Here is a 24,109-nt window from a genome sequence, read left to right as displayed (position 1 = left end):
TAATATTGTTTAGTAACAAACAAGGAAATTAACGCCACTCATTTATTTTCAAAATGAGTGGTTTTTTATAACAGTTGACTGAACTATATTCAGTCAGGTATCATTGAATTAAATTCAGTCGAAAAGGATACAGTAGGAGATGGACTATGAAGAGAATATCAAAAGAACCAGACGTAAGACGCCAAGAGTTAATGAATATTGGTTTTGAGTTTTATATGAAAGCTGGAGTAAAAGGATTTAGCATAAAAGATATCGTTAATCGCGCGGGTGTAGCAACGGGATTATTTTATTACTACTTTAAATCTAAAGAAGAGTTTGTTGATGAAATCTTAAATGATTTTATTGTAAAAAATATGGAAGAAATCCAACAAATACTTAAATCTGATAAATTGACCGTTATGCAAAAGATGACAGAATCCTTAGAGACATTTTGGGCATTTATTGAAAAACTAGCCCCATATAAAAATGAGGATTCGTTTCAAACAGAACAACATTTTAAGCTCGAGCAAAAAGTATTCATGCAGATGCAGCCACTAATACAGCAGGTGCTTGAAGAGGGAGTAAGAACGAAGATTTTCAATATCGATAACCCAATTCTAGCCTCTGGATTTATTTTATACGGACTCAGTAGCGTTGCTCACTCAAAGAAGTTAGACCTGAATGATGGTATTAAGAAAGAAATGATTAATTTGGTATTAACCACATTAAAATACAATCAGAAAGAAGACGTTTAAAAAAGTAAGTGATTTAGGAAAAAGGAGAATTTATATGAAAATTTGTATCGACGGAAAAAACATTACAAACGAACAATTGACACAATGGAAAAGAGAACGTATAAAAAAAGTTTTTAAAGTATTAGGGTATAAAAGTTCTGAAATAAATAATCCGGATAGAATGATTGATCAGCTTACCAATCTTAAGATGAACTATAGTTATCAAGAAATGTATAACCAACTGGAATCTAAATTGAAATTAAGCGAAATGATTATGCGTATGGGTGCTGCTTTATCTGGGAATAGACGGAAGTTTTCTCAAACAGAAATTTATGTAGACGGAATTACAGCTAAAGAAGCAATCAAGGGTATAGATAATCTTATGTTAAATCCATCTGTTGAAAACAATCGGGTGAATTTATCGGCTTGTCCTGATCACTATGCATTAAGACCTTTAGGAGAAAATGAGCTGGAAGTTATTGAGACGACTGGGAATTCTCCTGTACCTGTTCAATTTTTCATTGTGTTCGAAGATGAAACGGGATTACAAACACTAAGAGACAATTCTTATGCGTATCAATCAGTAGGTGTTGCACGGATGAAAGACGGTACAGTTATCGGAGGCGTTCGCCACCAAATTAAAGATACAGGAACAGGAATGAAAATTAAGCTTTCTGTTGAATTTCCTGCACTTGCGCCCACAAGTATTATCAAATCACATCAAATGCATTTAGCATGTGAATTTTCTTATTGGCTACAATGGATAAAAGGTAATAACGACACAGTATCTTTGAAGTGAAGCCCCAAACAATACGGTTGTTTTAAAATTTCTTTTTTAGTTTTGAGATAGACAATACCTTAGTGGAATAGGCTAAACCGGAAGTGAAATTTTATGTTTTCAATAGTTCTAGCTATAAGTTTTGGAGCTGTTTTTGCAGGACAAACAGCCATTAATCATTAATGCTCAATTAAGGAAGTTCGTGATATCCCCTTTTCTTGCTTCTATGATTTCTTTCGTGGTAGGAGTAGTGTTCTTAACTATCACACTATTAGTTAGTGGTTCTCCTATAGGTATTCCATTAGCTTTGTTCTTTAGCCAACCTATTTATATATGGTTGGGGGACATTTGTGGTGAATTGCTTTAAATAACCCCTTTGGATTTTATTGTCTAAAGAGGTGTTTTTATATCTAAGCAAAAAAATATCTAAAGTCGATAAGTGGTTTAAAAATGTAATCAAGAACTTGTAGGATTAGCGACAGAAGTCGCGATTAGTGTAGGTTTTTTAAAATCGGGTATAAATAATTATGGATACCTCAGTGAGAGGTGAAAACATGAAATACTGGTAATGTGGCCTGAGTTTGACGATTGACCGGCAGCTATTTAAACGGAATTACTGTTTGGTAAAGATAGTCTGTTGGTTTCATATTGGCAGACATGAAGGAAATACCTTTTTCTATCAATTTCAGCTTACATTACAAGAATTTTAAAGGAGATGAGATTTTGACTATTGACAATAACGGTTTTATTCTAAATGATGGTTCAGTGCTTCCCTTTTTGGGACTAGGCACGATTGGTATTGACGGTGATCAGGGTACATTTGAAATTTTAAACGCCTTAAACCTAGGCTACCGTTTAATCGATACTTCAACAAACTATAACAATGAAGGAATTGTCGGTGAAGCTGTGCGTCGATCTGCACTACCCAGAGAAGAAATTTTAATCAGTGCGAAATTGCCCGGCTCTCACCATGAATATGACAAGGCATTTATCTTTATTCAAGAATCTTTACGCCGCACCGGACTAAAATATTTTGACAAGTATTTAATTCATTGGCCGAATCCCAAAGACGGCAAATATGTAGAAGCTTGGAAGGCTTTAGTGGATGCTCAAAAACAAGGATTAATCAGAACGATCGGTGTTTCAAATTTCGAACCAGAACATCTGGACAACATTATCGCAGAAACAGGTGTGACACCTGCTACAAACCAGGTGGAGCGTCATCCGTATTTTAACAATAACCGTATGGTTGAAGAAAATAAAAAACGGGGTATTCGTACTGAAGCCTGGAGTCCTTTTGGCCGGGGGTATCTGAACGACGTGCTGAAAAATGCCACTATTAAAGAAATTGCGGATAAATACGATAAAACTCCGGCACAGATTATTTTAAACTGGAATTATCAGGCCGGCGTATTTGCTATTCCCAAATCTAGTAATCCAATTCATCAAAAAGATAATATCAATAATACCAACTTTGAATTAGCCCCTGAGGATATTGAAAAAATTGATTCATTGGATAAAGGGGAAGCAGGTCGTGTAGAAGGGCAGGATCCCAACGAATATCACGAATATGTATAGACAGGACACTGTGTAAACATCGTATTGTATTCGATGAAGAAACGTGGTTTCTGATATATAGTCATCGATATTCGGTTTGAAACTAAAAAACACACTATCTCAGTTAGATATATTTAAGTGATAGATAAAAGGTGGGTCTGTTTTAAGCAGGCCCACTTTTTATCCCGAATTAACTGCAGTAAGCCCCCCACTTCAAGAAATCGAAGTAAAAACGAGAACTGTAAGTGGGGACAACTGAAAGTCAAATACTCGATTGGTTTGTGCCTGCAGGACGCAGGTCACAAAGGGCGTAGCGACAGGACGTCGCGTTTGAGTCTGCCAACAGGATGTTGCGAATTTAGCCTTCGATCCTTACTAATCAGTGGGGATGAAAAAAACACTGAATAAAGTTTCACTTCATAAATGTTACTTTTGCTTGTTCTAGAGTGGGACGCGTTGGGCCAGCTCATTGAATCTCTTTTTATAGAGATAGAAAAAGGTAAGGGAAACCAACATTGACAATATAGTTTAAACATTATATTATCATTTTATAAAATGATAATATAATGGGAGGAATTGATTGAAAGGATAAGCTGATATACTTCTTCATCCTGTGCGTAAAGCAATTGTTGCTGATAGCTCAACTTGGAGAAATATTTGAAGATGTTTCTCAAGCTACGGCCATTTAATGACGCAGCATCAGGTTTAAATGAAGAAAAGTGAGATGGAAGATTTAATAAGGGAGGAATTATTATGGGACAGGCAAATCAAATGATGAATGAATGGTTACAACACCGTATTGTGTTGGAGAAATTGTTAGAATCCATCGATGACGAACATATTGATTTCAGACCATGGGAAGATGCTATGGCACTTGGTGAACTGGCGTTACACATTGCTGGATGGAATGATGTATTCGTTTCAATGGTCACAACAGAAGATTTTGTTCCACCGGATATTCCTGAATGTAAGACGATGGGAGATGTCCGTAAAGCTGTAAAGGACTTCACGGAAAAAACAAAGGCTGCATATGAATCATTGACTGATGCAGATTTGGAAGCAGAAAACAATTCATCACACCCGAAACTTCAAGGGGCAAAGAAAAGATATCTTATTGCAATGTATGATCACGAAATTCATCATAAAGGTCAACTATTTGTTTACACACGTATGATAGGAGCGAAGGAAGTCCCGTTTTTTCGCTAATTATTGTTCTATGAAGGGAAAAAGCCCCTTCCAAGGCTCAAGAACATTTGCTTGTCAAAGGCTTTTAATTATATTTAAACGGGAAAACATGCTTGTAAAAAAATGAAGTTGAGCGGCAAAGGGGACTTCGAAATGTGATTGAGGACGATCTTCCTGTTTTTTAAAACACCAGCAGGTCAGTGAAGCAAACGAAATGGCTGCATTTACTAGTAAGAATCCAAATGATTGGAATAGCTTCACTGAACATTGGAACAAAATACTTACGAATGAGGATATTATTGCACCGTGGTCGCCTATGTCGCATATTTCGAGCAGTTCGGAGAGCCAGAATTAACTATTGGATTGGAAAAGAACATTGGGAAAGGGAATCGCAACAGGTGCATTACGGGAATTTTTAAAACAGATTACAGTTCGCCCACTCTATGCCCGTGCCGCAAAAGACAGTGCTGGATCATTAAAGGTTTTAAAGAGATGTGGATTTACGATTACAGGTGAAGACAGCGGGTATGCAAATGCACGTGGTAAAGAAGTTGAGGAGTTTGTTCTTACTCTTAACTAAAGAAATTAAATCGTAATACGCGATTGCTGAAGGTCGCAGTTATAAAATGAACAAACTTTTTATAAAAAACGCATACTAATCCACAAGGGAAGAATCCAGCTTGATCAATCTTTTTTTCAAAATGGATTCTTCTTATTTACCATAAAATATTGGTCTGTGAGGTATTTTTGATTAAACTTTATTTGTGTGTTGGATCGTTAGCTTTAATTTATCAGCTTGCTCCGCATAAACAGTCTGGCGATTATGACGTTAATGAGAAACACGGATTACACCCCATTTTTGAATGTACATAAAAAAATAATTCACGCTAGACTGTAAGCGTGTCAAACTATTAAATAAAAACAGCGTCTAAGAAAGGGATGAGAAAAATTGAAAAGGTCCTTTCTCAAAGATACCATAGCGGCGGGGCCTCGTCATAGCCTTGCCCTTAAATCTGATGGAACAGTGATGCTGTGGGTGATAATAAATATGGCCAATGTAATGTAAGCAGCTGGCTCGATATTGTGGCAATCGCGGCTGGTAATGTTCATATGGCGACAAACACGGGAAATGCTCATACAATTGGTCTTAGAACTGACGGTACTGTTGCAGCTGTAGGCTGGAATAAGCATGATCAATGCAGTGTAAGCGACTGGCTCGATATTGAAGCAGTTGCGGCGGGGTGGCGCCGTACCCTTGGTCTTAAATCTGACGGAACGGTGGCGGCTGTGGGTTTGAATGAACATGGTCAATGCGATGTAAGCGATTGGCATGGCATCCAACTGCCTAGTCATTAGTTTTCAATGAATTTAAAAAGCTTAGCTTCCGTCGTTACAAATAAAAGAACACTTTCTAGCTTGTCAGGTATATCAAACCAAGCTAGAAAGTGTATCCTACCTACAAACTCTTACGAAAGGATTGGAAGAAAAATATTAAATACAATTTTATCATCTGAGCTCAAAATAGAAATAGTTCCCTGATGGAGTTCCACAATTTCCTTTGCAATAGCAAGTCCTAGGCCTGCACCGCCTGTATTGGTGGCCCGTGAGGAATCTAAGCGATAAAATTGCTCAAAAATGCGGTTTACTTTTTCTTCAGGGATGGTATATCCTTCATTTTCGAACCGAATGCTAACGCCCTTTTTTTCCTCTTTAATTTCAATGGTGATCGTACTATCAGGGAAACTATAGCTGACTGCATTGCGGATAATATTATCAAATACACGCTCCATTTTCCCCACATCACATTTTATATCAAGCTTGTCAGGAGAGATGAGCTGAAATGCTAGTTTTTTTTCATTAAGCAGTGGTTGAAACTCAAAGGTTAATTGCTCAAACATTCTAATGACATTCACATGACTTAGCTCAAGGGTTAGTTTGCTTAAGTTAAAACGAGTGATTTCGAAAAATTCATTAATTAAATCTTCTAAACGAATGGCTTTATCTAATGAAATGGATGTGTATTTTTGGCGTAGCTCATTTGAAATCTCCTGTTCATCATAAAGTAAGGTTAAATAGCCAATAACTGAGGTAAGCGGTGTTTTTAGATCATGGGCAAGATAAACGATTAAGTCATTTTTTCTTTGCTCAGCTTCCTTCGCTAATCTATGATTTTGAATCGAGCTTTGTTTAATTTGATTCATTTGATCTTCCACCTGTTTAAGTTCCCGCGGTAATCTAATGAGATCCTCATTTGAGGAAGCCAATTCATTACTTGCTTCTATAATGGTATCAAAATAATAAATAATCCTTTTCCAACTGATTAAAACAATGATGATAAACCCGATAATCCAACAAAAAGCAAGAAACAAAATAGGATTTTTATTAATCGGACTAAGCAGAACATTGTATACAAAATTGTCAGCATACCAGGTGAACAGTGATAGAACGAATTTTACAAATAAAAAAGTTAACACTAAGCCGCCTGTGAACAGAACCACCATTAAAGAGAATTTATCAATGATAGCTCTTTTTAAGTCTTTTCCTGAATAGCTTGAATTTTGATTATTCAATGGTGTAGCCAACTCCCCACACTGTCTTAATAAATTTCGGGTTTCTAGCCTTCTCTTTCATCTTTTCTCGCAAACGACCAATATGGGCCATCACCGTGTTATTGTTATCTAAGTAATTTTCTCCCCAAACGGCTTCGAATAACTCTTCAGATGAAACGACCTTGCCTTTATTTTCACATAGGTACCATAAGATTGAAAATTCAAGAGGGGTGAGGGGCAGTTCTTTGCCGTATAGGAGACATTTATGATTGACTTTGTTGATGTACAATCCGGCAAAATCATATATTTCTGGGTTGGCTGACTCTATGTTTTCGTTTGCTTCTGTATGGTTATATCGCTTGTACCTTCTTAATTGAGCTTTTACCCGGGCGACCATTTCCAATGGGTTAAAAGGTTTCGTAATGTAATCATCTGCACCAAGCGTTAGACCGGTAATTTTATCGATATCCTCTATTTTTGCACTAAGCATAATAACAGGGTAATGATGGTTTTCTCTAATACGCTGGCAAAGCGTAAAACCATCTATTTCTGGTAACATAATATCTAGTAAGGCTAAATCAAAAGCAGTAGTTTGGATACCTTTTAATGCATCTTTTCCGTTAGAGTATCTATGAACGTTAAAGCCCTCATTCGTAAGGTATACTTCAATTAAATTTGCAATTTCCGTTTCATCCTCTACAACCAAAACTTTTGTTGGCATTCTCTCACCCTTCTTTTTAACACTTGCTATTTATAATATTTGATATTTTATCGAGGTTTGACAGGAACCTATAGTATTTATTTCTTCATTTGACAATTTTATCAGCTATTACTAGTATTGCCAATCTCCTATAAAAACTTAACGAAGCGACGTTCATGAAATTATACTAGCACCGCCAGTTAATTGTAGTCAACAGCTTGATAAACTAATCATTCCTTTACTAAAAGAGGCAATGAATAAATTTTTTAGCCAGCAGATAAGACAGCTTATGAATCTGCCATCTTTTTGAGCAGTTTATCTACTCGATACCTCTTGTGATACGAAAACGGTGGAAGCATTATGGCATATACTGCTAATGAGATGATCGAATTGATCGTTACGTTACTGAGTGCTTCGTAGGAATTTCGTAAGATTTTATTAATAAAATCGTATAGATTCCTTAAAGAAAAACAAATAACCAAAACTCTTTGTTTTAGTACAATTGAAGTACAGACAAAGAGTTTTTTATTTTGCTCTTTTCATTGATTTCGATACAGAGGTGACAACGAGAAAATCCAACAGACAAATATAGGGCAAAGTAAGCAGGTAGAAATAATTTAGTCATTATATATAATTATGTGAATTAGTTGGTGAAAGGAAGAGTCGATATGAGAAGGTTTTTAGCGATAGTACTGATCATTACTGTTGTAGTGTTCGGGTTATTTAGAGTGGCAGACAAAATGGACTTAGATATAAAAAAGGAACTTCCCTTTTTTAGTACAGAAGGATACTCCAGTGAATATATTTTTGTGTTTGATAGAGAAACAGGAAATGTGATGTATGAGAAGAATGCGCAATCTAAGACATATCCAGCATCGCTTACAAAGATCATGACAACGATTGTAGCACTTGAGCATATTGACGACTTATCGGCAATTGCTCCTATAGATACAGAAACGCAAAGTGAAATGTTTGAAAACAACGCTATGATGGCGGGTTTTAATGCTGGAGAATCAGTAACGTATCGAGATCTTTTATATGGAACGATGTTACCCTCTGGTGCCGAAGCGGCTAACTCCCTTGCTGTTCATGTGGCAGGAAGTGTGGAAGATTTTGTTCAAATGATGAATGACAAGGCTGTTGAACTAGGATTGAATAGCACACATTATACTAGTCCAGAAGGTCTTCATAATGAAGATCAGTATACGACAGCTTCTGACCTAGGCAAGCTTTTAGATTACGCATTAAATAATGAAGATTTTAAAGCGGTTTTTACAAAAGAGACATTCCAGACATCGTCAACTACACACCATCCTGATGGAATTTTGTTAGAATCCACTGTTCTTGAGTCCCTTAATAAAGAAAAGCAAAATGGCTTTAAAATTATTGGTGGAAAGTCAGGTACAACGGATGAAGCTGGACAATGTTGGGCAACACTTGGGGTGGTAGATGACCGGGAATATATAAGTATCGTCATGGGGGCCCCTTTAAAAGACATTAGTCATCCAAATAATAAGCAAATAGCGGATACGCTAAAGTTGTATAAAAAAATCAAGTCTAGTGAATTGTAAAAATATATGGTGTCACTTTTACAGAGCTTAATTAGATATCTGGAGATAATGTTGGTGGTGTAATTGTGACTGTGTTTCATGATCAGCACACCGAAGCTTATTGAACAACTATAGTACATGTAATCAAGACGACTTAACAAAGAAGGAATAAGTATGAAAAAGATAGTATTTATTACATTGTCCCTAGTATTACTAATCCTAATATTAGTGGTTAACATAAGTACTCCCAACAATAATCATAAAAGTAATACTGATTTAAAGATTGTTATTGATCCGGGGCATGGCGGTGAAGATAATGGGGCAACAGGTGTCAGCGGCCAGTTTGAGAAAGATTTCACCTTAAGTTTGTCGAAAAAGGTGGAAAAACTATTGAAGCAGGAATCTGGAATTGAAGTTTTTATGACAAGAACGGATGATAGCTATATTTCACAGGAAAGCAGATACAGACCTAAATATGCCAATAAACTAAATGCGGATCTATTTATATCTATTCATGGAAATACCTTTTCAGATCCCGATGTTTCGGGTACGGAAACATTTTATTATCATAAGAATTCACGCCTTCTGGCTGAGGTTATACAGAAGCATGTGGTAGAAGCAACTGGATTTAAGGATAGAGGAATACAGAAGCAGAATTTATTTGTGGTAAAAGATACAAAAATGCCGGCGGCTCTTATAGAAGTAGGGTATCTGACAAATCCTCAGAATGAATCCAAAATGTGGACTGACGATTTTCAATCAGGCATTGCCACTTCAATTGTTGAGGGGATTAAGGAGTACAAAGAAAGTTCGAAATAACAAGGTATTTTAGAGCAAGATTTTTAAGGGGATGTACGGAATAATGTATGAAGGAGGGTACCATTTAACCCTCTTTTCACACTATTTTCGATTTTCCAATTATAATTACTTCTATACAGATGCTTATACTCCACAAAAACAGAAGTTCTTCGCTGCCGATCAATTTTTTATCAACTTTAGCTTTAGGAGGGTTGTTCATTTATAGGGCTTATCGATCGCATGAACATAACCCTCAATTCCGTTCCAACATCAACATAATCTGTCCAATTCCAGAAAATTGTTGTTCAATTAATGCGCCCATTTTACGGTATAGCGTTCGACCACATTTGATTCCTTTCCAGGCGGACGCCTTCCGCGAGGTGCACTAAATCTCGCAGGAGTCGCCACCTTTAACTATTGTGGAAGATGTTTTTGAAAAAAGCTTGATCAAAATAGTCCCTTTTAAGATCGTATCTTTTGTACAAATATCGCGATTTTTCAAATCCATATTCATGCTTCACAGATATAGCAGGAGCGCAATATTTAAGGATTGATGGAATATTTTTGCCTAATCGACCGTACCAATCGAATGATCTCTATGCATCCTTTCAGAGCAAGTAGTACAGCCATGATCTTCACCCAAAGAATGACATCCGGCTGATAGATGGTTGCAATATGCCATATTGGCACAACTTGAGTCATACTCAATATTAGGATTATCATCAGACTTGCAAAATACAGAACGATTTTCGATATAACCCTGAAAGAAACTTCAGAATAGTAAAGATTTCCAGAATCCCACTTCCATAGACTGCGCCTTGCAGTTCGAGCAATCGTGTATAACAGCCATGCGCTAAGTAATAACATTAATACGTTTACAAGCAAGTATTTCTGAGGAATGCTTAATCCCGTTTCTTCAATCGGCTGATCATTCAATATGTTTATAACCCCCGAAGCGATGTGAGTGGTGGTAATAACATCTGTTTTGGGTAAATCAGTATCGATAGCGTCAAGCACATTGGCGAATACGATTACTCCTAGTTTTTGTTCTGGGACTATCCATGTTTGGGATTGGAATCCTATCGAGCCGCCTGGATGACCGATAACAGGAAAACCGCCTACGTTATCTGACTGCCAACCCATGGCATACGTTCCAGGAATAGGTTCGGTCTGCATTAGTTGTATGCTTTCTGATGAAAGAAGTGTATCGTCTTCAAATTGGCCGCCGTTTATTTGGGAAATCAAATAATGGCTCATATCCTTTGCACTAGAATACAGATAACCTGCCGGTAAGTCTCCTGGAATATAAATATAGGGGCCATCGTAAGCAACATTGTACCCGAATATTCTGCGGTAAGGCGTTGCTAGCCCATGTTTAATAGCTTCATCATGCGTAATAAAACTGTTGTTCATAGATAAGGGTCTAAAAATATGTTCTTTTATATAGTCACCATAGGACTGGTCAGTTATTTGTTGGACAATATAGCCAAGCAGTACATAATTGGCGTTCGAATATTGGAAAGAGTGTTCTTTTATGTTAGTTTCATGTAAAAATTGTTCCGCATAAGACATTGCGTTTTTTTCCAACGCCTCTTGATCATTGTGACTTGAGAGGGTGTTGCTAAAAGTTGAAATTTGCGAAAACCCGCTTGTTTGATTAAGCAAATGGCGTACTGTAATAGTGTTGGCACTGTTAGCCTTTGTTTTGTCTCCAGTCTGGTACTGAAATCCTTGGAGATATCGTTGTACAGGAGCATCCAGGTCAATTTTTCCTTGCTCTGCAAGTTGCAGAACAGCCATAGCGGTAAGTGACTTGCTGATCGAACCTAATCCGAAAGGAGTATCAGGTGTTACAGGACGACCAGATGGATCGGCATGGCCATATCCTTTGAGATAAAGGATATGGTCATCTTTTACAATCCCGAGGGACAGCCCCGGAAGATGCTGCCGCTTCATTTCACGTGCAATATACGTATCTACTTTGGAGAAGACGGGATCTTCGTATTGTTCATTCTGTATGTCATCAGCTTGTGCTGAACTAAATTGAAGAAAAATGAACATACCACAAAAAATGATTGTTTTGATTTTCATTTGTCTTTCACCCTGACTTGTTATGAATGAATATTTTTAAATTCATTCATGATGTATAGTAACCTCACATCATTTATGATGATTGGTTAGTCCTTGAATGATAAATTCAATTAAATAATGCATAACTTGTGGAAAATGATGAATGCCAATTTCATCTTTATGCGTATCGATGCTAATCAATGAATCGAAGAAAACTGGCAAAAGCTCCTCGTCGATATCTTCCCTAATTTTCCCTTGAGATTTCCAGTTCTTAAGTAAGTCCAAGTAAAAGCTGCGAATAGAATCAATGTTTTTGCCTGTTTCATTTCTGTAGTATCGCTCAAGTTCCTTATAAAAATCTAGACTATACCATTCTTTTAATATAGGGTTTGCACGAATCGCCTCGAAATTCTCCATGAGAAGTTGATTGATTAGTTTCACAGGCTCCTGATCTAAATCAATTGATTCAATGAGCCGGCTCTTGAGTTTTTCGTTCTCTTGGATATATATGTCGATAAACAGTTGTTCTTTAGATGTATAGTAGTTATAAAATGTTCCAACACCAATGCCAGCCATTCCAGCTATTTCTTTAATATTCGTTTTTTTGAACCCTTTTGTACTAAACAAATCCTTACCGCATTTAAAAATGTTTGATTTTATGTCCATTAATCCTCAACCTTTTTTAGAATGAATATTTATTTATTCATTCACATTTAATCACACAGCTGACCGTTCTGTCAATCCCGACGGATTTCAGTGGGAAGCAAAGTAAGGATTGTTTGACGATTACCTTGAACTGCTTATTTTTAACTACCAAGGTTTAAAAATCATCAAAATGAAAATAGTTAAGAGTAGTGCATTTTGGACCCAATCATGAGGTGTCTTTTTTTTCAATAATTCTTTATATTCCTTTGGAATATTTATCTCAACATGTTCTTCGGAAATAATCAACATTGACTTCATTTTACGTTCTACGGTTAACGAGCTGTAAATCCCTAAAATGATGAATAAGCCTAATGCCATTAAATACCAAACTGTCGTAAACAATGATGGATTCATAACCCCCATCAATAAGCCGGTGATTACTAGTAAGCCAAAGCCGATACTCGATAAAGGGTTCAGTTTTCCAATGATTTTATGAGCATTTTTTAACTCATCCATATTTTCGGCTGATTTTAAAATTCGATTAAATACCAAAGCTGGTCCCAATCCAATGATGGCAGCAAAAATATGAATTCCCAATAAAAGAATGTATAATTGATGCATATATTCCCCTCCTTCATTACTATTTTCCAAATATAAGTTATAACTTATATTTGAAATGATATTTCCTCTGATATGAATTATTTATTGGGTTTTATTAGTTTTTCCCTTCCTGTCTGTGCATTTTATGTTATTTCATTTCTTGACCCGATGGTTAATACGTGTCACGCGCTGTCCCCACTGCTGTGTATACTAGAGCAATCGAGGAAAAGTCGTCATGGCTGCCTTGCACTTCTGCGGTGATTCTAGTAATCGAGTAATCTCTGGTTTATTTAATGTGTAAGGAAGCGATTTATTTCAGCTAAATCACCCACAGTACCAATAACGGATGCATATCGCATAGTTTGTCTCTGATTCGGCTCATAAAATGGCCATGGGATGGAAACACCGGGATTGCCAGTTCGTATAAATCCAATCCATGCACTTCGAATCGCAGTTGTTAAATCAGCAACAACCTCTAGATCAGCCCCTTGCAATATCGGGACATCCTTGTATGCTTCGAAGTTACCGAATATAAATGGCAGTTCTATGCCATGGCAGGCTTTAAAAGGCGATCCAAGTGGTGCCCAGTCCAACTGATACACCCAAGTACGTGAGCCGGCTTTATGAACTGCTTCTGCTAAACTTAGAGAGGGGAGCAGGAACGTATAGTCCGTAAGCAAATCAGATACTAGACCGATAGGCGTACTGCCTGGTCGCCGCCAGCGATACCGCTCGATGGCTTCTTCTTTCCCTGTTAAAGCAACAAAACGCTCGCTAACCAATGCTGGATCGACGTCTTTTATGTTCCCCAAAAGAATATTTGCTTCCTCTCTATTGGTACCCACAATGAGCTCAATACTTGCTTCACCAGCACCTTTTGCAGCCATTTCAATAAAACGATCCGTCGTAGAAAGAGAATCAATAACAGGCATAAAAGGAAGAGTAAGTTGACCAAAACGTGTAATTTCCTGTGTCAATTTTCCCGAAGCTTGTATAATCTGGGTAGGTGACATGGTGTTCAATTGAGCAATAATTTCTTGTGGATCCCTCTGGTTCACATTCAAGATATCCAGCAGCCGGCTTCCATTTTCCAATGCTTTTGCTTCTGATAATGGAGCGAGACTTGCGGGCGCGCTCTGTAAAATCGCTCTTTGGAAAAGACCTCGCGCCTTACCCATGGCCAATAGACACATAATGGCATGGGCTCCTGCAGATTGCCCCATGACTGTAACCTGATCAGGATCGCCACCAAAATCCGCAATATGCTCTTGAACCCATTTTAGAGCGGTGAGGATATCGAAAATCCCCATTTTTCCGTCGCTAACCCCCGGGTAATGCAAAAATCCAAAAGCACCGAGCCGATAATTAAAGCCAACAGTAACGATGTCTCCATCCTTAGAAAGCTCCGCTCCATCATACCAATCCAGCGACCCAGCGCCGGTCATATAATGTCCTCCATGCAACCAAACGACAACAGGACGTTTTTCCTGATCGATGTTAGGCGTCGAGATTGTGAGCGTTAAACAATCTTCTCCTTGAGGCGGTTCAGATGATTCTCCGATGGCTTGACGTAATGGAGAAGGCGGCTGCGGCGCAATGAAACCGTGAATGCTTGCATCCCGAATTCCCATCCAAGCAGAAACGGGACGTGTTGGAGAGAAGCGAAACTCCCCCAAGGGTGCGTCGGCATATGGAACCCCAAAAAACTGGATGACATCGTTTCTTCGAACCCCCTGAAATGATCCAAGTGAAGTTTGTACGATACATGATTCGTTTCCCATAGAAAGCAACTCCTTTATCTAATATGATGTAGTTGATTTTACTTATTTCTCTAATATTCGCATTTTTGAATCTCTTTGTTCTAATCAAATCCTAATCACATGTAAAAAAGTTTCATTATATATCCATATGTCTTCAACCTCTCTTCGTGAATGAATATTTTTTTATTCATTCATATTTAATCACATAGCTTACTGCACTGTCAATATCACTTTAGAGTATTTTTCCATATTTGTTCAAAAAAGACTTATTATGAAAATCCCTCCCTGATGTGAACATCGAAGGTTGAGGGCAGGGGAAACTCAAATAAATTTGACACAGTAAAAGCCAAAACTCTTAACGTACAGGAATTTGACTTTTATCTAAAATATTTAAAACAAGAAAGGCAATCAGAAATGGAAAATCCTCTACATTTTTGTTTTTTAATTCCTTATAGTGGGTAGTGATAGCTTCGTTTGTTTAATCTTATCAAGGAGAAGATTTATTATGAGAAATTAACACAGTATTAAATGATTTGTCCACAGGGATTTTTCGTGCAGAAGAAGTAATATGGGGTTATACAGCTAACAGATCATTTTGCTGAATAAGAAATTAGGAAAACTGTTCTATTTCTAAGCCTTAAGGCTTAAATTAAAATACTTCTAAAGTTCATTACTAATAAACCGTATCACGATAAGATGGGAATAGTTTGAATAATCAGATGGGAGGGAGATGTATGGAAAGGGATATTTGTCTTTCTGAGAAACTTCTAATCTTTGGATACACTGCTATATTGCTATTCATGATATTACAGGATTTGGTTCCTTTAGGAGCATTAAATGATCCTAAAGCTATTGCCTCAGTTCAGTCATATAATGAAATATTGGCCGGAACAATGATTAACGTCCTTCAAGTATTGCTTTTAATGGGAGGGGTACTGTTTTTTATCGGAAAAAGATACCCTATTTGGATGAAAATTTGGTTGATCGTTCATCCATCTTGTATCCTATTAGGCGCAATTATGTCATGGTGGGCTCCTTATTTATTTGGGATTGGTGCTGAGGAAAAGATAGAAAGTTATACGATTATGTTTGGCAATACTCATGCTTTCTTACCTGTCATGAACGGAATAGTACCGAATACTCTCCATACTATTTTTCATTTGTTATTACTTGTTTGTATCATTCTAACTATCTATATTTTTACAAATCGGCGCAAAGTGGAATAAAATGCTCGGTCCTCTTTGAAAAAAGTCCCACTAGTCGAACTAGCGCTTTTATGAAGTTATTTAAATCCTATAAAAAAGTTATTTTATAAAATAGCTGATGATATGTAACTAAACAGTGCTAGATTGTTGAATAAGGCAGAAATAAATCAACTTCCCTGACAGAGTTTGTCAGGGAAGAGATTGTATAATGGGACAAAGCTATAAAAAGATGAAAATAAGGAGGAGATTTAAATGAAGCATCATGCCATACAGCTGTATGACTATCATATCTGGGCGAATAATAGATTTTTCGAAAGGCTAAAGGATCTGCCAACTAACGTTTATACCCAAGAAGTCCAAAGTGTTTTTTCCTCAATTGCAGAGACATTTGTTCATATGTATACGACGGAAACCATATACCTTGGTGTAATGCGGGAGAATAGTATGGATGAGATTCAATCTTCCATAATACTGGAGCATGAAAAGTCAAAGGATAAGAGCCTCGAAGAAATGGAAGTCTTGTATGCAGAGCAAGTTAAACTGTATAAAGCTCTATTCAATAGTCAAAAAGATATGGACAAACCTATAACTGCGGAACATCCGACATACGGACGATTGGAAACCTATCTTTCAGAAATCGTGCAGCATCTGGTCAATCATGGTACCTACCACCGCGGGAACCTTACCGCTATGATTCGGCAGCAGGGTTATCCTAGCGTACCGACGGATTATATTATGTATCTTTATGAGATTCAAGCGAAGGGGTAAAGGGAGATATTTTTAAAATAAACTTAAGGTTTTAAACCACTTTATTGTTATATTTCTTATAATGGAGGATCTAGTCATGGGCATGAGGAATTATCTGATTGAAGGCGTTTCCTGCACTGGTAAAACATCGGTTTGCAATGAATTGCAGCGACGCGGCTACCATGCCATTCATGGTGATCGTGAATTGGCTTATCAAGGCGATCCGGAAACTGGTACACCTACTAATGGTTTCACGCACGAGCATCACATTTGGCATGTAGATAAAGTAAAAGCTTTGGCCGCTAACCAGGATGAGGTGGTAACATTTTTCTGTGGTGGTTCAAGGAACTTTTCGAAATTTATAGATCTATTTGACGGAGTGTTTGTTCTCGAGGTCGACCTTGATACATTGAACCAGCGACTTGACGAAAGACCGGAAAATGAGTGGGGTGGAAAGAAATCGGAACGGGAACTTATTGTACGATTACACCAAACAAAGGAAGACATTCCGCAAAACGGAATTATAATCGATGCCACTGCACCGATCAAACATGTCGTTGACGAGATTGTTCGCCAAAGAGAAGAAGATAAAGCCAGCAACAGTAAGAATTGATCAAGATCTATTCTAAAGCTACATATGTATACGCATGTATGGTAGGGGGAAGAAAATTCCCCCTAGACTGATTGAAAAGTCAGTATGCCTTATCTTTACATGGCTTATTTACTGGAATAAGATTATCGGAAAAATGTTATTATCTTAAAGAAACAGTAGGTTGGTGCGAGGGAGATACGCAAATGAAAAATATTTTCAATCAGTTGTATACAGAGGAAATTTTAAACCGGGTTGACAAGTTAAGCCCAAATTCAAAACCCCAATGGGGGAAAATGAATGTTGCCCAAATGTTAGCCCATTGCTCATCGTTCCAAGATATTGCAATGGGAATTTCTTTTCCGAAAAGAGGGTGGTTAGGAATAGTAATAGGACAGTTCGTCAAACCCATTTTTTATAATGACAAGCCGTTAGCCCATAATATGTCCACCCTTCCAACCATTTTGATTACAGATGAAAAGGATTTTGAAACAGAAAGGGAAAAACTGAAACAGAAAATTATAACGTTCCAAAAGAATGGGCCAGAGAAATGTACCACTCATCCTCATGCTTTTTTCGGCAAGCTTACTTCCGAACAATGGGGAAAAGGGATTTACAAGCATCTTGATCATCATTTAAAACAGTTTAGAGTTTAGTTCTTTTTTAGAAATATAAATAAAGTTGTTCAACGAGGAGTAAGAAAACATCTCGTCTTTATTTCATGATAATGCATATAATGCACTTTTAACTTTGCTCACATATTCATTTTCCTTTAATGGAAAGCAATTAACGGTAATATGACAAGCTAAAGCAACCAAAAATCCAATATTTAGAAGGATTTAAGGTTGCTTTTTAGTTATGCTAACTGCCAAAGTCAGAGGGGAATTTTTTCAAGAATGGAGTTGGTGAAATAAAGAACGAGGAGGGTCAAGTAATTAGTAAACTTGAATAGTTTTTTTAGAAAATGAACTTTACTGACAGGGTTTGTCAGGGGAACTGTTATATAATCTAAGTATACCAAGTCTAAAATACAGAAAAGGAGAGAGTAAATTGGCGATTTCAAAGGAAGAGTTTATGGAAATTTTGGAGGGCAATCGAAAATTGACGATCCGGATCATCGAAGCCTTCCCGGAAGAACGATTATTTCAGTACAAGCCTGTCGAACCACTTCGACCTTTTTCAGAAATGGTGATTGAGATATTGAATATCGAAAAGGCATACATGCGTGGGATTGCATTGGATGAATGGGAGTATTCTAACGCTTATGAGGGAGTTTTGACAAAAGAGGAACTGCTCACGGCCTGCAAGGATGTGCGTAAACAAACTCAGGAATTGTGGCCATCTGTAACAGAAGAAACTCTTTCAATAAAGAAGAAAGATCCATTTTTTGGAGGACAGCAAACCCATATTGAACGCCTTCAATATGCGCTGGAAAATGAAATACATCATCGTGGCCAGGGGTATATATATTTGCGGATGCTAAGCATTGAACCACCTGCGTTTTATGACAGATAATTCCCGAGATGAGTGGAATAAAGACGGTGGTTAATACCTATAAACTAGAAACTAAAAAGAAAGCAGCTCTTTTATTAGAGCTGTTTTTTTCCAAGGATTAAATTGGGATAGATACACATTATTCAATTATGTTTCAATAAAGTCTATTTTATTGATATCAATAAAGGAGACTGATAAAATCAAATTGCTGACAGTACCTCACAAAACTTTTCTCGAAATTAATGATTTTTAGGTAATAAAACATGGCAATAAATAATCATTCTATAAAAAGGTGGATTGATATGCCTAAAATTGACATTATATTAGCAATTTTTTGGATGCTTAGTTCAGGTGAAAAAATCACTGCGAAACAAATTTCAGAGAAGCTAGAGATGAATATAAGGACGGTGTATCGTTATATAGATACACTTTCGACTAGTGGTGTACCTATCATTTCAGACTCGGGGCATAATGGTGGATATACTTTATTGAACAATTTTATTGAAGCTCCTCTTTTTTTTGATTCTGAGGAGCAAACCTCATTATTTCACGCTGCTGTTTTTGCAGAAGAAGCTGGATATTATGGAGGTGAAGCACTAAATAGGGCAATTTCAAAGTTAAGTAATTATTCAAATCATGAACAGGAAACAAAGGTAAACCAGCATATAACCAGTCTTGAAGTAATAAATCGATTAAGTTCTCTTTCTATGGCACCTTTCTTAAAAGAGTTGGAACAAGCCGTAACCGACGGATACTCTGTACAAATTCTATACCATAAAAGTCGCGAGGAGCCATCAAGGTATAGAATGCTTGACCCGTATAAAATTATTTATTGGAATAATAAATGGTATATAATCGGATTTTGTCATCTTAGGGACGATGTTCGCAGTTTTAGAATAGATAGAATTAAAAGTCTAATGCTAACCGAAAATAAGTTTAACCTGCCAGAAAAATTTTCAGCACGTGACTTTTTTATGAAAAATCTTCTTCCCAATATAGAGGATGAGGAAGAAGGGATTTCATTGGTTATTACAGGCAATGCAAGGACGTTGAGTGATATTTGTCAACATTGGTTTTTAGGGCATTATTTACAACAACGGACCTCAAATCAAGCAGTGTTCCTCATCGGAAAAAAGATGATGCATACATATGTGCCTTATTTACTTTTATCCTATGGTAAATCTATTCAGATTATTGAGCCAATAAGTTTTAAGGAAAGACTAGTTGAAATTTTGTCGGAATTAATAAAGTTTCATCAAGTATAATAACTTTTCTGAAGTTAGCTGTGGGAAATTTCTAATAGTTTTATAAACGAATATGGATATAAATGTAACAAGGAAGAGAAGAAGAGTTAAGTGGTTTTTTTGAATTTTCAATATACGCTCTTTCAGGATTTTGTTAAAATAGTAGATATAGATGTAAAAACTGTTTATTTCTTGGAGGTTGTTAGAATGTATATAGCATGGGAGGATTCGTATTTAGGTGGCCTTAGAGAAAAGATCGGTCATCAAATGATCATTGCTCCTGCTGCAAGAGCAATTATTCAAAATGAAGAGGGAAAAATACTGTTTGTGAAAAGAAAAGATAATGGTAAATGGGTGATGCCTGCAGGTGGTCTTGAACTACACGAATCAATATATGATTGTTTAAAACGGGAAGTAAAAGAAGAGGCAGGGATTGATGTAATCTCAGCTAAACCTATTGCAATGTATACGGGACCTGACTATGAATATACTAATGGATACGGCGATGATAATAAGATGTTTGCTATTGTATTTTTAGTTGAAGAATGGTCAGGAAAGATACTCAAAGAAACTGATGAAACATTGGATGCTCAGTTTTTCTCTTTGGATGATTTACCAGAGATCCCCAGTCTGTACCGTGAAACGATTGAAGACTTAAGAATTTTTAATCTTAACGGGCAAATAATATTAAAATAGTAATTGCTGTAAAAGGGTCTAATGCTGGTCCAGGTGACAGGTTTTCAAACTGTAATTTGTAAACGGTGTAAAAAAATAACTTATGTAACTGAATACACTTATTAGCGCTGGTCTCGAGTATTTGATTCGAAATGACTTGAACTTTAAAGAAATGCCCATAGAGAGTTACTCTATGGGGGCTCTTTTTCTTTGCCAGTATTTAAGTTTAGGAAGGTTTTCTTTTAGCATCATTCTTACTTGTTTTTCCTGATATTCAGGATTGATTTGCAGCATATTTTTCACACATTCGTCAATAAGCTCATCAAAATTATCTTCATCATATTGATGTGTTCCTTCCACAAAACACCATTTGCAGAAATCTTCATTGAAATGGCCACTCTCATCTTTGCTAATGCTTTCATCTTCTTCCAGAGGCATACCGCAAACCTGACAGATGAGCGCTCTAGGAGAGCCCAAAAGAGTATTAATGGAAACATTGAAGGTCTTTGAAATCACTTTAAGTGTTTCAATATTAGGTTCAGTTTCCCCGTTTTCCCACCTGCTGATGGCTTGCCTTGTGATCATTAACTTTTTTGCCATAGCTTCTTGAGTCAGATTATGAGCAACTCGTAAATCCTTTAGTCCTTTGTTCATTCCCATAGTCATTGCCTCCTTCAACTTAAGTATACTATTTCTATAGACAAATAAAAGCAACTGACAGTGGCATTTTAGGTGCGTCAAATCAGAGAATCTGAACATTTCATTAAGAAAAATATTGAGATAATGATAGCTATCATTATTTTATCTTTCCTTATGGTTGGAAAATGACAATGGACTTTTCTTATTACTGTAAAATATGGATTTGCACTTCATTTTAAAGCAATACGAAGATTTTTAATTGAACACAGGTAAAAGCGACGCATCACGAATCTACGAATGGTTCATAGAGGTTAGCTAATTATATGTTTACCTTATATCAGGTAATTCTTTGAAGTTAAAAATCATAATTAAGTTATTTTGTATTTGACATGATACTAAAAAAGAGTATACACTTAATGTAACTACTTTGTTATACAAAGTAGCAGTTTATTCATTTGCTATCTTGTATAATCAAGTAGCTGATTTTTACTTTGCTATCATGTATAGCAAGTTAGGTGGAGAGGGGGACGTATATGTCGGCAAGAAGCCAGCTATTAAAGGGAATTCTTGATGGATGTGTATTGGCAGTCATCGAAAAGGGGCCTGTTTATGGATATGAACTATCGAAAAAACTTCAGGAGACTGGTCTCAAAGATGTAAGCGAAGGGACGATTTATCCTGTTTTATTAAGACTACAGAAAAATGGATTCATTCGTGGCGAAATGAGACCATCAGATTTTGGACCGAATCGCAAATATTACTTTTTGACGGATGATGGGAAGGGGGCATTACAAACGATTATTGAGGAATGGCAACAGATATCAGCCCCTGTCAATGAATTATTAAAAGGGAGGAACTAAAATTGGATGCAAAACTATTAATAGAAGAAAACAATAAAAAAAGAAAGTTATTAACGAAAGAAAACGAAGCATACTACGATGATTTGCTCGTTTATATTCGTTTACACTTTTCATTATCTGAACAGCAATCTGAAGAAGTGTTGATGGAAATGCTTGACCATTTGATTGAAGGACAGAAAGAGGGAAAAACAGCTAAAGATATATTTGGAGATGATCCTCTTTCCTATACAGATGAAATCATTGAACTTTTACCAAAAGAAAAAAAGAGAAATATTATTCCATTTGTTGGTGGAATCGTAGTAAATATAATTAGTTGGTTACTTATTATTCGTGGCATTATCTTAGTTTCATTCTCTCAATTTACAGAAGTAAATACTGATATTAACTTGTTCGGGACAACAGTCGTTGCGTTGGCTATTGGGATCTTTATTATTATTAATATTTGGTTTATGTTGAAGCTAACAAAAAGTTCCCTATTTAATGAAAAACGTAGTCTTAAAAAGAACATGCTTAAGGTCGGACTATTTGCTGCTGCAAGTATGGCGGTTGTCCTAGTGATAGCAAAATTCACTCCTGATATTGGGCCATCTTTTACCTTCAATTGGTGGGTATCTATAATTTTGGGAGCAATTCTGTGGTTATTCCATTTTATCGTGAAAAAGAGGAAATCATGATATTCAACAAAATAGGCTAATTTAAAATAGTATGAGATTCATAAAAGTTTTGATACAACTAAAAATTAGAGGGAAATATGGTTAAAGCGAAGAAAGTAGATATAAAATATGTATACTAATGTTATAGTAGCAATAATTTCTATTGTTATATGGATTGCAATATCCCGGGAGCTTGTAAAGCCATCAAAAGAGACGAATGGTCGTAAAATCATAACTTTAATGTCTGCGGGATCCCTATCAATACTAATAATGACCATTCCATTCTTTCAAAACATTCCGCTTTAACAATAGAGGGTTAGCTGGTGTGAAGGGAGAGATGTTTTATTGTTATCTGATATCGAATTGATGGAACATCATGTAAACGTGTTGTTTAAAACTGATAATAAAAAACGAATGACAGCTGTGAATGAGCCTCCATACGATACTGCACCATATATTTTCGTTGGCGGCACTCGATTGGGTAATGTAGTAAGATACTCAAACAGACCGGATGAAGGCATAATAAAGAAGCTGGAACAAGTTATTGATCCAGACACTGGTGTCGACCTAGGAGGAGTAATTGGCATTTTAAGCAGAGTCCAACAAATAAGTAATTTTTGGACTGGACCTGCATTCTTATTTCCGAATGTGAGCGGGAGATTAACGAATGCCATACAAATAACCGAATCCAATAAAGATTGTCTGAAGCTAAACTTTCCCCATATCGTCGACGAGCTTGAATATAGACAGCCTTGCTTTGCCATTATTGAAAGGGAAACAGCTGTTTCGATTTGTTGTAGTGCAAGGCAGACTAATGAAGCGGCTGAGGCAAGTCTAGCAACACTTGAAAAATTCCGTGGAAGAGCATATGCGATAGATGTTGCAAATGCTTGGGCTGCTGAAATACAAAGTCAGGGGCGGATTGCACTATACAGTACCTCATGGGACAATTGTATTTGATAATCTAAAAATGAGCCACTTTTAAATGGTTCGATCACATAAAAATGAGCCACTGATTTCCAATTTTATCAATCTCTCTTATGATAGAAAGTGACTATCTATTCTACATGGAGAGAGGAAAAAAGGATGATCAATATG

Annotated in this window: 24 protein-coding genes and 2 pseudogenes; 19 read left to right on the top strand and 7 right to left on the bottom strand. The window is 36.6% G+C overall.

Features of this window, described 5'->3' with window-relative positions:
• Window positions 1-146 precede the first annotated feature (146 nt).
• The 7 genes and pseudogenes from KI375_RS17940 to KI375_RS17910 form a co-directional block, all read left to right on the top strand.
• On the top strand, window positions 147-734 hold the full coding sequence (locus tag KI375_RS17940; RefSeq protein ID WP_212974815.1) for a TetR/AcrR family transcriptional regulator: 588 nt from the start codon (window positions 147-149) through the stop codon (window positions 732-734).
• Window positions 735-768: 34 nt separating this feature from the next.
• Window positions 769-1,512: a hypothetical protein gene (locus KI375_RS17935; protein ID WP_212974814.1), complete on the top strand. Its 744-nt coding sequence runs from the start codon at window positions 769-771 to the stop codon at window positions 1,510-1,512.
• 93 nt (window positions 1,513-1,605) lie between these two features.
• Window positions 1,606-1,852, top strand: a pseudogene (locus KI375_RS27820) (DMT family transporter); the annotation flags it as partial.
• Window positions 1,853-2,214: 362 nt separating this feature from the next.
• Window positions 2,215-3,069, top strand: a complete 855-nt coding sequence (locus tag KI375_RS17925; protein ID WP_212974813.1) for an aldo/keto reductase — start codon at window positions 2,215-2,217, stop codon at window positions 3,067-3,069.
• Window positions 3,070-3,801: 732 nt separating this feature from the next.
• Window positions 3,802-4,254 carry a DinB family protein gene (locus KI375_RS17920; RefSeq protein WP_212974812.1) on the top strand — a complete coding sequence of 151 codons (453 nt, stop codon included), beginning with the start codon at window positions 3,802-3,804 and terminating at the stop codon, window positions 4,252-4,254.
• Between the two features lie 355 nt (window positions 4,255-4,609).
• Entirely contained in the window at window positions 4,610-4,813 is a 204-nt protein-coding gene (locus tag KI375_RS27485; RefSeq protein ID WP_244852807.1) for a GNAT family N-acetyltransferase, read from the top strand.
• 369 nt (window positions 4,814-5,182) lie between these two features.
• A pseudogene (locus KI375_RS17910) lies at window positions 5,183-5,571 on the top strand (chromosome condensation regulator); the annotation flags it as partial.
• Between the two features lie 128 nt (window positions 5,572-5,699).
• On the opposite strand, the gene KI375_RS28010 reads toward KI375_RS17910, so the two are convergent.
• Both KI375_RS28010 and vanR read right to left on the bottom strand, forming a co-directional pair.
• Complete coding sequence (locus tag KI375_RS28010; RefSeq protein ID WP_374706867.1) at window positions 5,700-6,803, bottom strand: sensor histidine kinase; 1,104 nt, start codon at window positions 6,801-6,803, stop codon at window positions 5,700-5,702.
• Entirely contained in the window at window positions 6,796-7,503 is a 708-nt protein-coding gene (gene vanR, locus KI375_RS17900; RefSeq protein ID WP_212974811.1) for a VanR-ABDEGLN family response regulator transcription factor, read from the bottom strand. Before vanR ends, KI375_RS28010 begins: the two co-directional genes overlap by 8 nt.
• A gap of 647 nt (window positions 7,504-8,150) precedes the next feature.
• On the opposite strand from vanR, the gene KI375_RS17895 reads away from it, so the two are divergent.
• Both KI375_RS17895 and KI375_RS17890 read left to right on the top strand, forming a co-directional pair.
• Window positions 8,151-9,053 carry a D-alanyl-D-alanine carboxypeptidase family protein gene (locus KI375_RS17895; protein WP_212974810.1) on the top strand — a complete coding sequence of 301 codons (903 nt, stop codon included), beginning with the start codon at window positions 8,151-8,153 and terminating at the stop codon, window positions 9,051-9,053.
• A gap of 153 nt (window positions 9,054-9,206) precedes the next feature.
• A complete protein-coding gene (locus KI375_RS17890) occupies window positions 9,207-9,851 on the top strand; it encodes an N-acetylmuramoyl-L-alanine amidase family protein (RefSeq protein ID WP_212974809.1) in 645 nt (214 codons plus the stop codon).
• A gap of 522 nt (window positions 9,852-10,373) precedes the next feature.
• Here the strand turns inward: KI375_RS17890 and KI375_RS17885 are convergent.
• From KI375_RS17885 to KI375_RS17870, 4 genes are all read right to left on the bottom strand, one after another.
• Window positions 10,374-11,921: a serine hydrolase domain-containing protein gene (locus KI375_RS17885; protein ID WP_212974808.1), complete on the bottom strand. Its 1,548-nt coding sequence runs from the start codon at window positions 11,919-11,921 to the stop codon at window positions 10,374-10,376.
• A 69-nt stretch (window positions 11,922-11,990) separates the two neighbouring features.
• Window positions 11,991-12,566, bottom strand: a complete 576-nt coding sequence (locus KI375_RS17880; RefSeq protein ID WP_212974807.1) for a TetR/AcrR family transcriptional regulator — start codon at window positions 12,564-12,566, stop codon at window positions 11,991-11,993.
• A 144-nt stretch (window positions 12,567-12,710) separates the two neighbouring features.
• Window positions 12,711-13,166 (bottom strand): DUF2269 family protein, encoded by a 456-nt coding sequence (locus KI375_RS17875; protein WP_212974806.1) that lies wholly within the window; start codon window positions 13,164-13,166, stop codon window positions 12,711-12,713.
• A 269-nt stretch (window positions 13,167-13,435) separates the two neighbouring features.
• Window positions 13,436-14,926, bottom strand: coding sequence for a carboxylesterase/lipase family protein (locus tag KI375_RS17870; RefSeq protein WP_212974805.1), 1,491 nt, complete (start codon window positions 14,924-14,926; stop codon window positions 13,436-13,438).
• A 713-nt stretch (window positions 14,927-15,639) separates the two neighbouring features.
• On the opposite strand from KI375_RS17870, the gene KI375_RS17865 reads away from it, so the two are divergent.
• The 7 genes from KI375_RS17865 to KI375_RS17835 all read left to right on the top strand — a co-directional run bounded on the left by KI375_RS17865 (window position 15,640) and on the right by KI375_RS17835 (window position 20,880).
• Complete coding sequence (locus KI375_RS17865; RefSeq protein WP_212974804.1) at window positions 15,640-16,131, top strand: hypothetical protein; 492 nt, start codon at window positions 15,640-15,642, stop codon at window positions 16,129-16,131.
• Between the two features lie 231 nt (window positions 16,132-16,362).
• Window positions 16,363-16,878, top strand: coding sequence for a DinB family protein (locus tag KI375_RS17860; RefSeq protein WP_212974803.1), 516 nt, complete (start codon window positions 16,363-16,365; stop codon window positions 16,876-16,878).
• A 76-nt stretch (window positions 16,879-16,954) separates the two neighbouring features.
• Window positions 16,955-17,470, top strand: coding sequence for an AAA family ATPase (locus KI375_RS17855; protein WP_212974802.1), 516 nt, complete (start codon window positions 16,955-16,957; stop codon window positions 17,468-17,470).
• Between the two features lie 182 nt (window positions 17,471-17,652).
• Window positions 17,653-18,102 carry a DUF1569 domain-containing protein gene (locus KI375_RS17850; protein ID WP_212974801.1) on the top strand — a complete coding sequence of 150 codons (450 nt, stop codon included), beginning with the start codon at window positions 17,653-17,655 and terminating at the stop codon, window positions 18,100-18,102.
• 394 nt (window positions 18,103-18,496) lie between these two features.
• Window positions 18,497-18,961 (top strand): DinB family protein, encoded by a 465-nt coding sequence (locus tag KI375_RS17845; RefSeq protein WP_212974800.1) that lies wholly within the window; start codon window positions 18,497-18,499, stop codon window positions 18,959-18,961.
• A gap of 281 nt (window positions 18,962-19,242) precedes the next feature.
• The gene (locus KI375_RS17840; protein WP_212974927.1) at window positions 19,243-20,205 is read left to right on the top strand and encodes a helix-turn-helix transcriptional regulator; all 963 of its coding nucleotides are present in this window, start codon (window positions 19,243-19,245) and stop codon (window positions 20,203-20,205) included.
• A 186-nt stretch (window positions 20,206-20,391) separates the two neighbouring features.
• Complete coding sequence (locus KI375_RS17835) at window positions 20,392-20,880, top strand: NUDIX domain-containing protein (protein WP_212974799.1); 489 nt, start codon at window positions 20,392-20,394, stop codon at window positions 20,878-20,880.
• Window positions 20,881-21,045: 165 nt separating this feature from the next.
• On the opposite strand, the gene KI375_RS17830 is transcribed toward KI375_RS17835, so the two are convergent.
• On the bottom strand, window positions 21,046-21,519 hold the full coding sequence (locus KI375_RS17830) for a zinc ribbon domain-containing protein (RefSeq protein WP_212974798.1): 474 nt from the start codon (window positions 21,517-21,519) through the stop codon (window positions 21,046-21,048).
• A 512-nt stretch (window positions 21,520-22,031) separates the two neighbouring features.
• Here KI375_RS17830 and KI375_RS17825 point away from each other — a divergent pair.
• The 3 genes from KI375_RS17825 (at window position 22,032) to KI375_RS17815 (ending at window position 23,971) form a co-directional block, all read left to right on the top strand.
• Window positions 22,032-22,358 carry a PadR family transcriptional regulator gene (locus tag KI375_RS17825; protein WP_212974797.1) on the top strand — a complete coding sequence of 109 codons (327 nt, stop codon included), beginning with the start codon at window positions 22,032-22,034 and terminating at the stop codon, window positions 22,356-22,358.
• Between the two features lie 2 nt (window positions 22,359-22,360).
• Window positions 22,361-23,032: a DUF1129 family protein gene (locus KI375_RS17820; protein ID WP_212974796.1), complete on the top strand. Its 672-nt coding sequence runs from the start codon at window positions 22,361-22,363 to the stop codon at window positions 23,030-23,032.
• 324 nt (window positions 23,033-23,356) lie between these two features.
• Window positions 23,357-23,971, top strand: a complete 615-nt coding sequence (locus KI375_RS17815; RefSeq protein ID WP_212974795.1) for a GNAT family N-acetyltransferase — start codon at window positions 23,357-23,359, stop codon at window positions 23,969-23,971.
• Window positions 23,972-24,109 lie beyond the last annotated feature (138 nt).

Source organism: Bacillus sp. J14TS2, from assembly GCF_018333015.1.
In the GTDB taxonomy this organism is placed as follows: Bacteria; Bacillota; Bacilli; order Bacillales; family Bacillaceae_C; genus Lederbergia.
The sequence above is the reverse complement of the archived record's forward strand: the minus strand, read 5'-3'. Positions and strand labels throughout refer to the sequence as shown.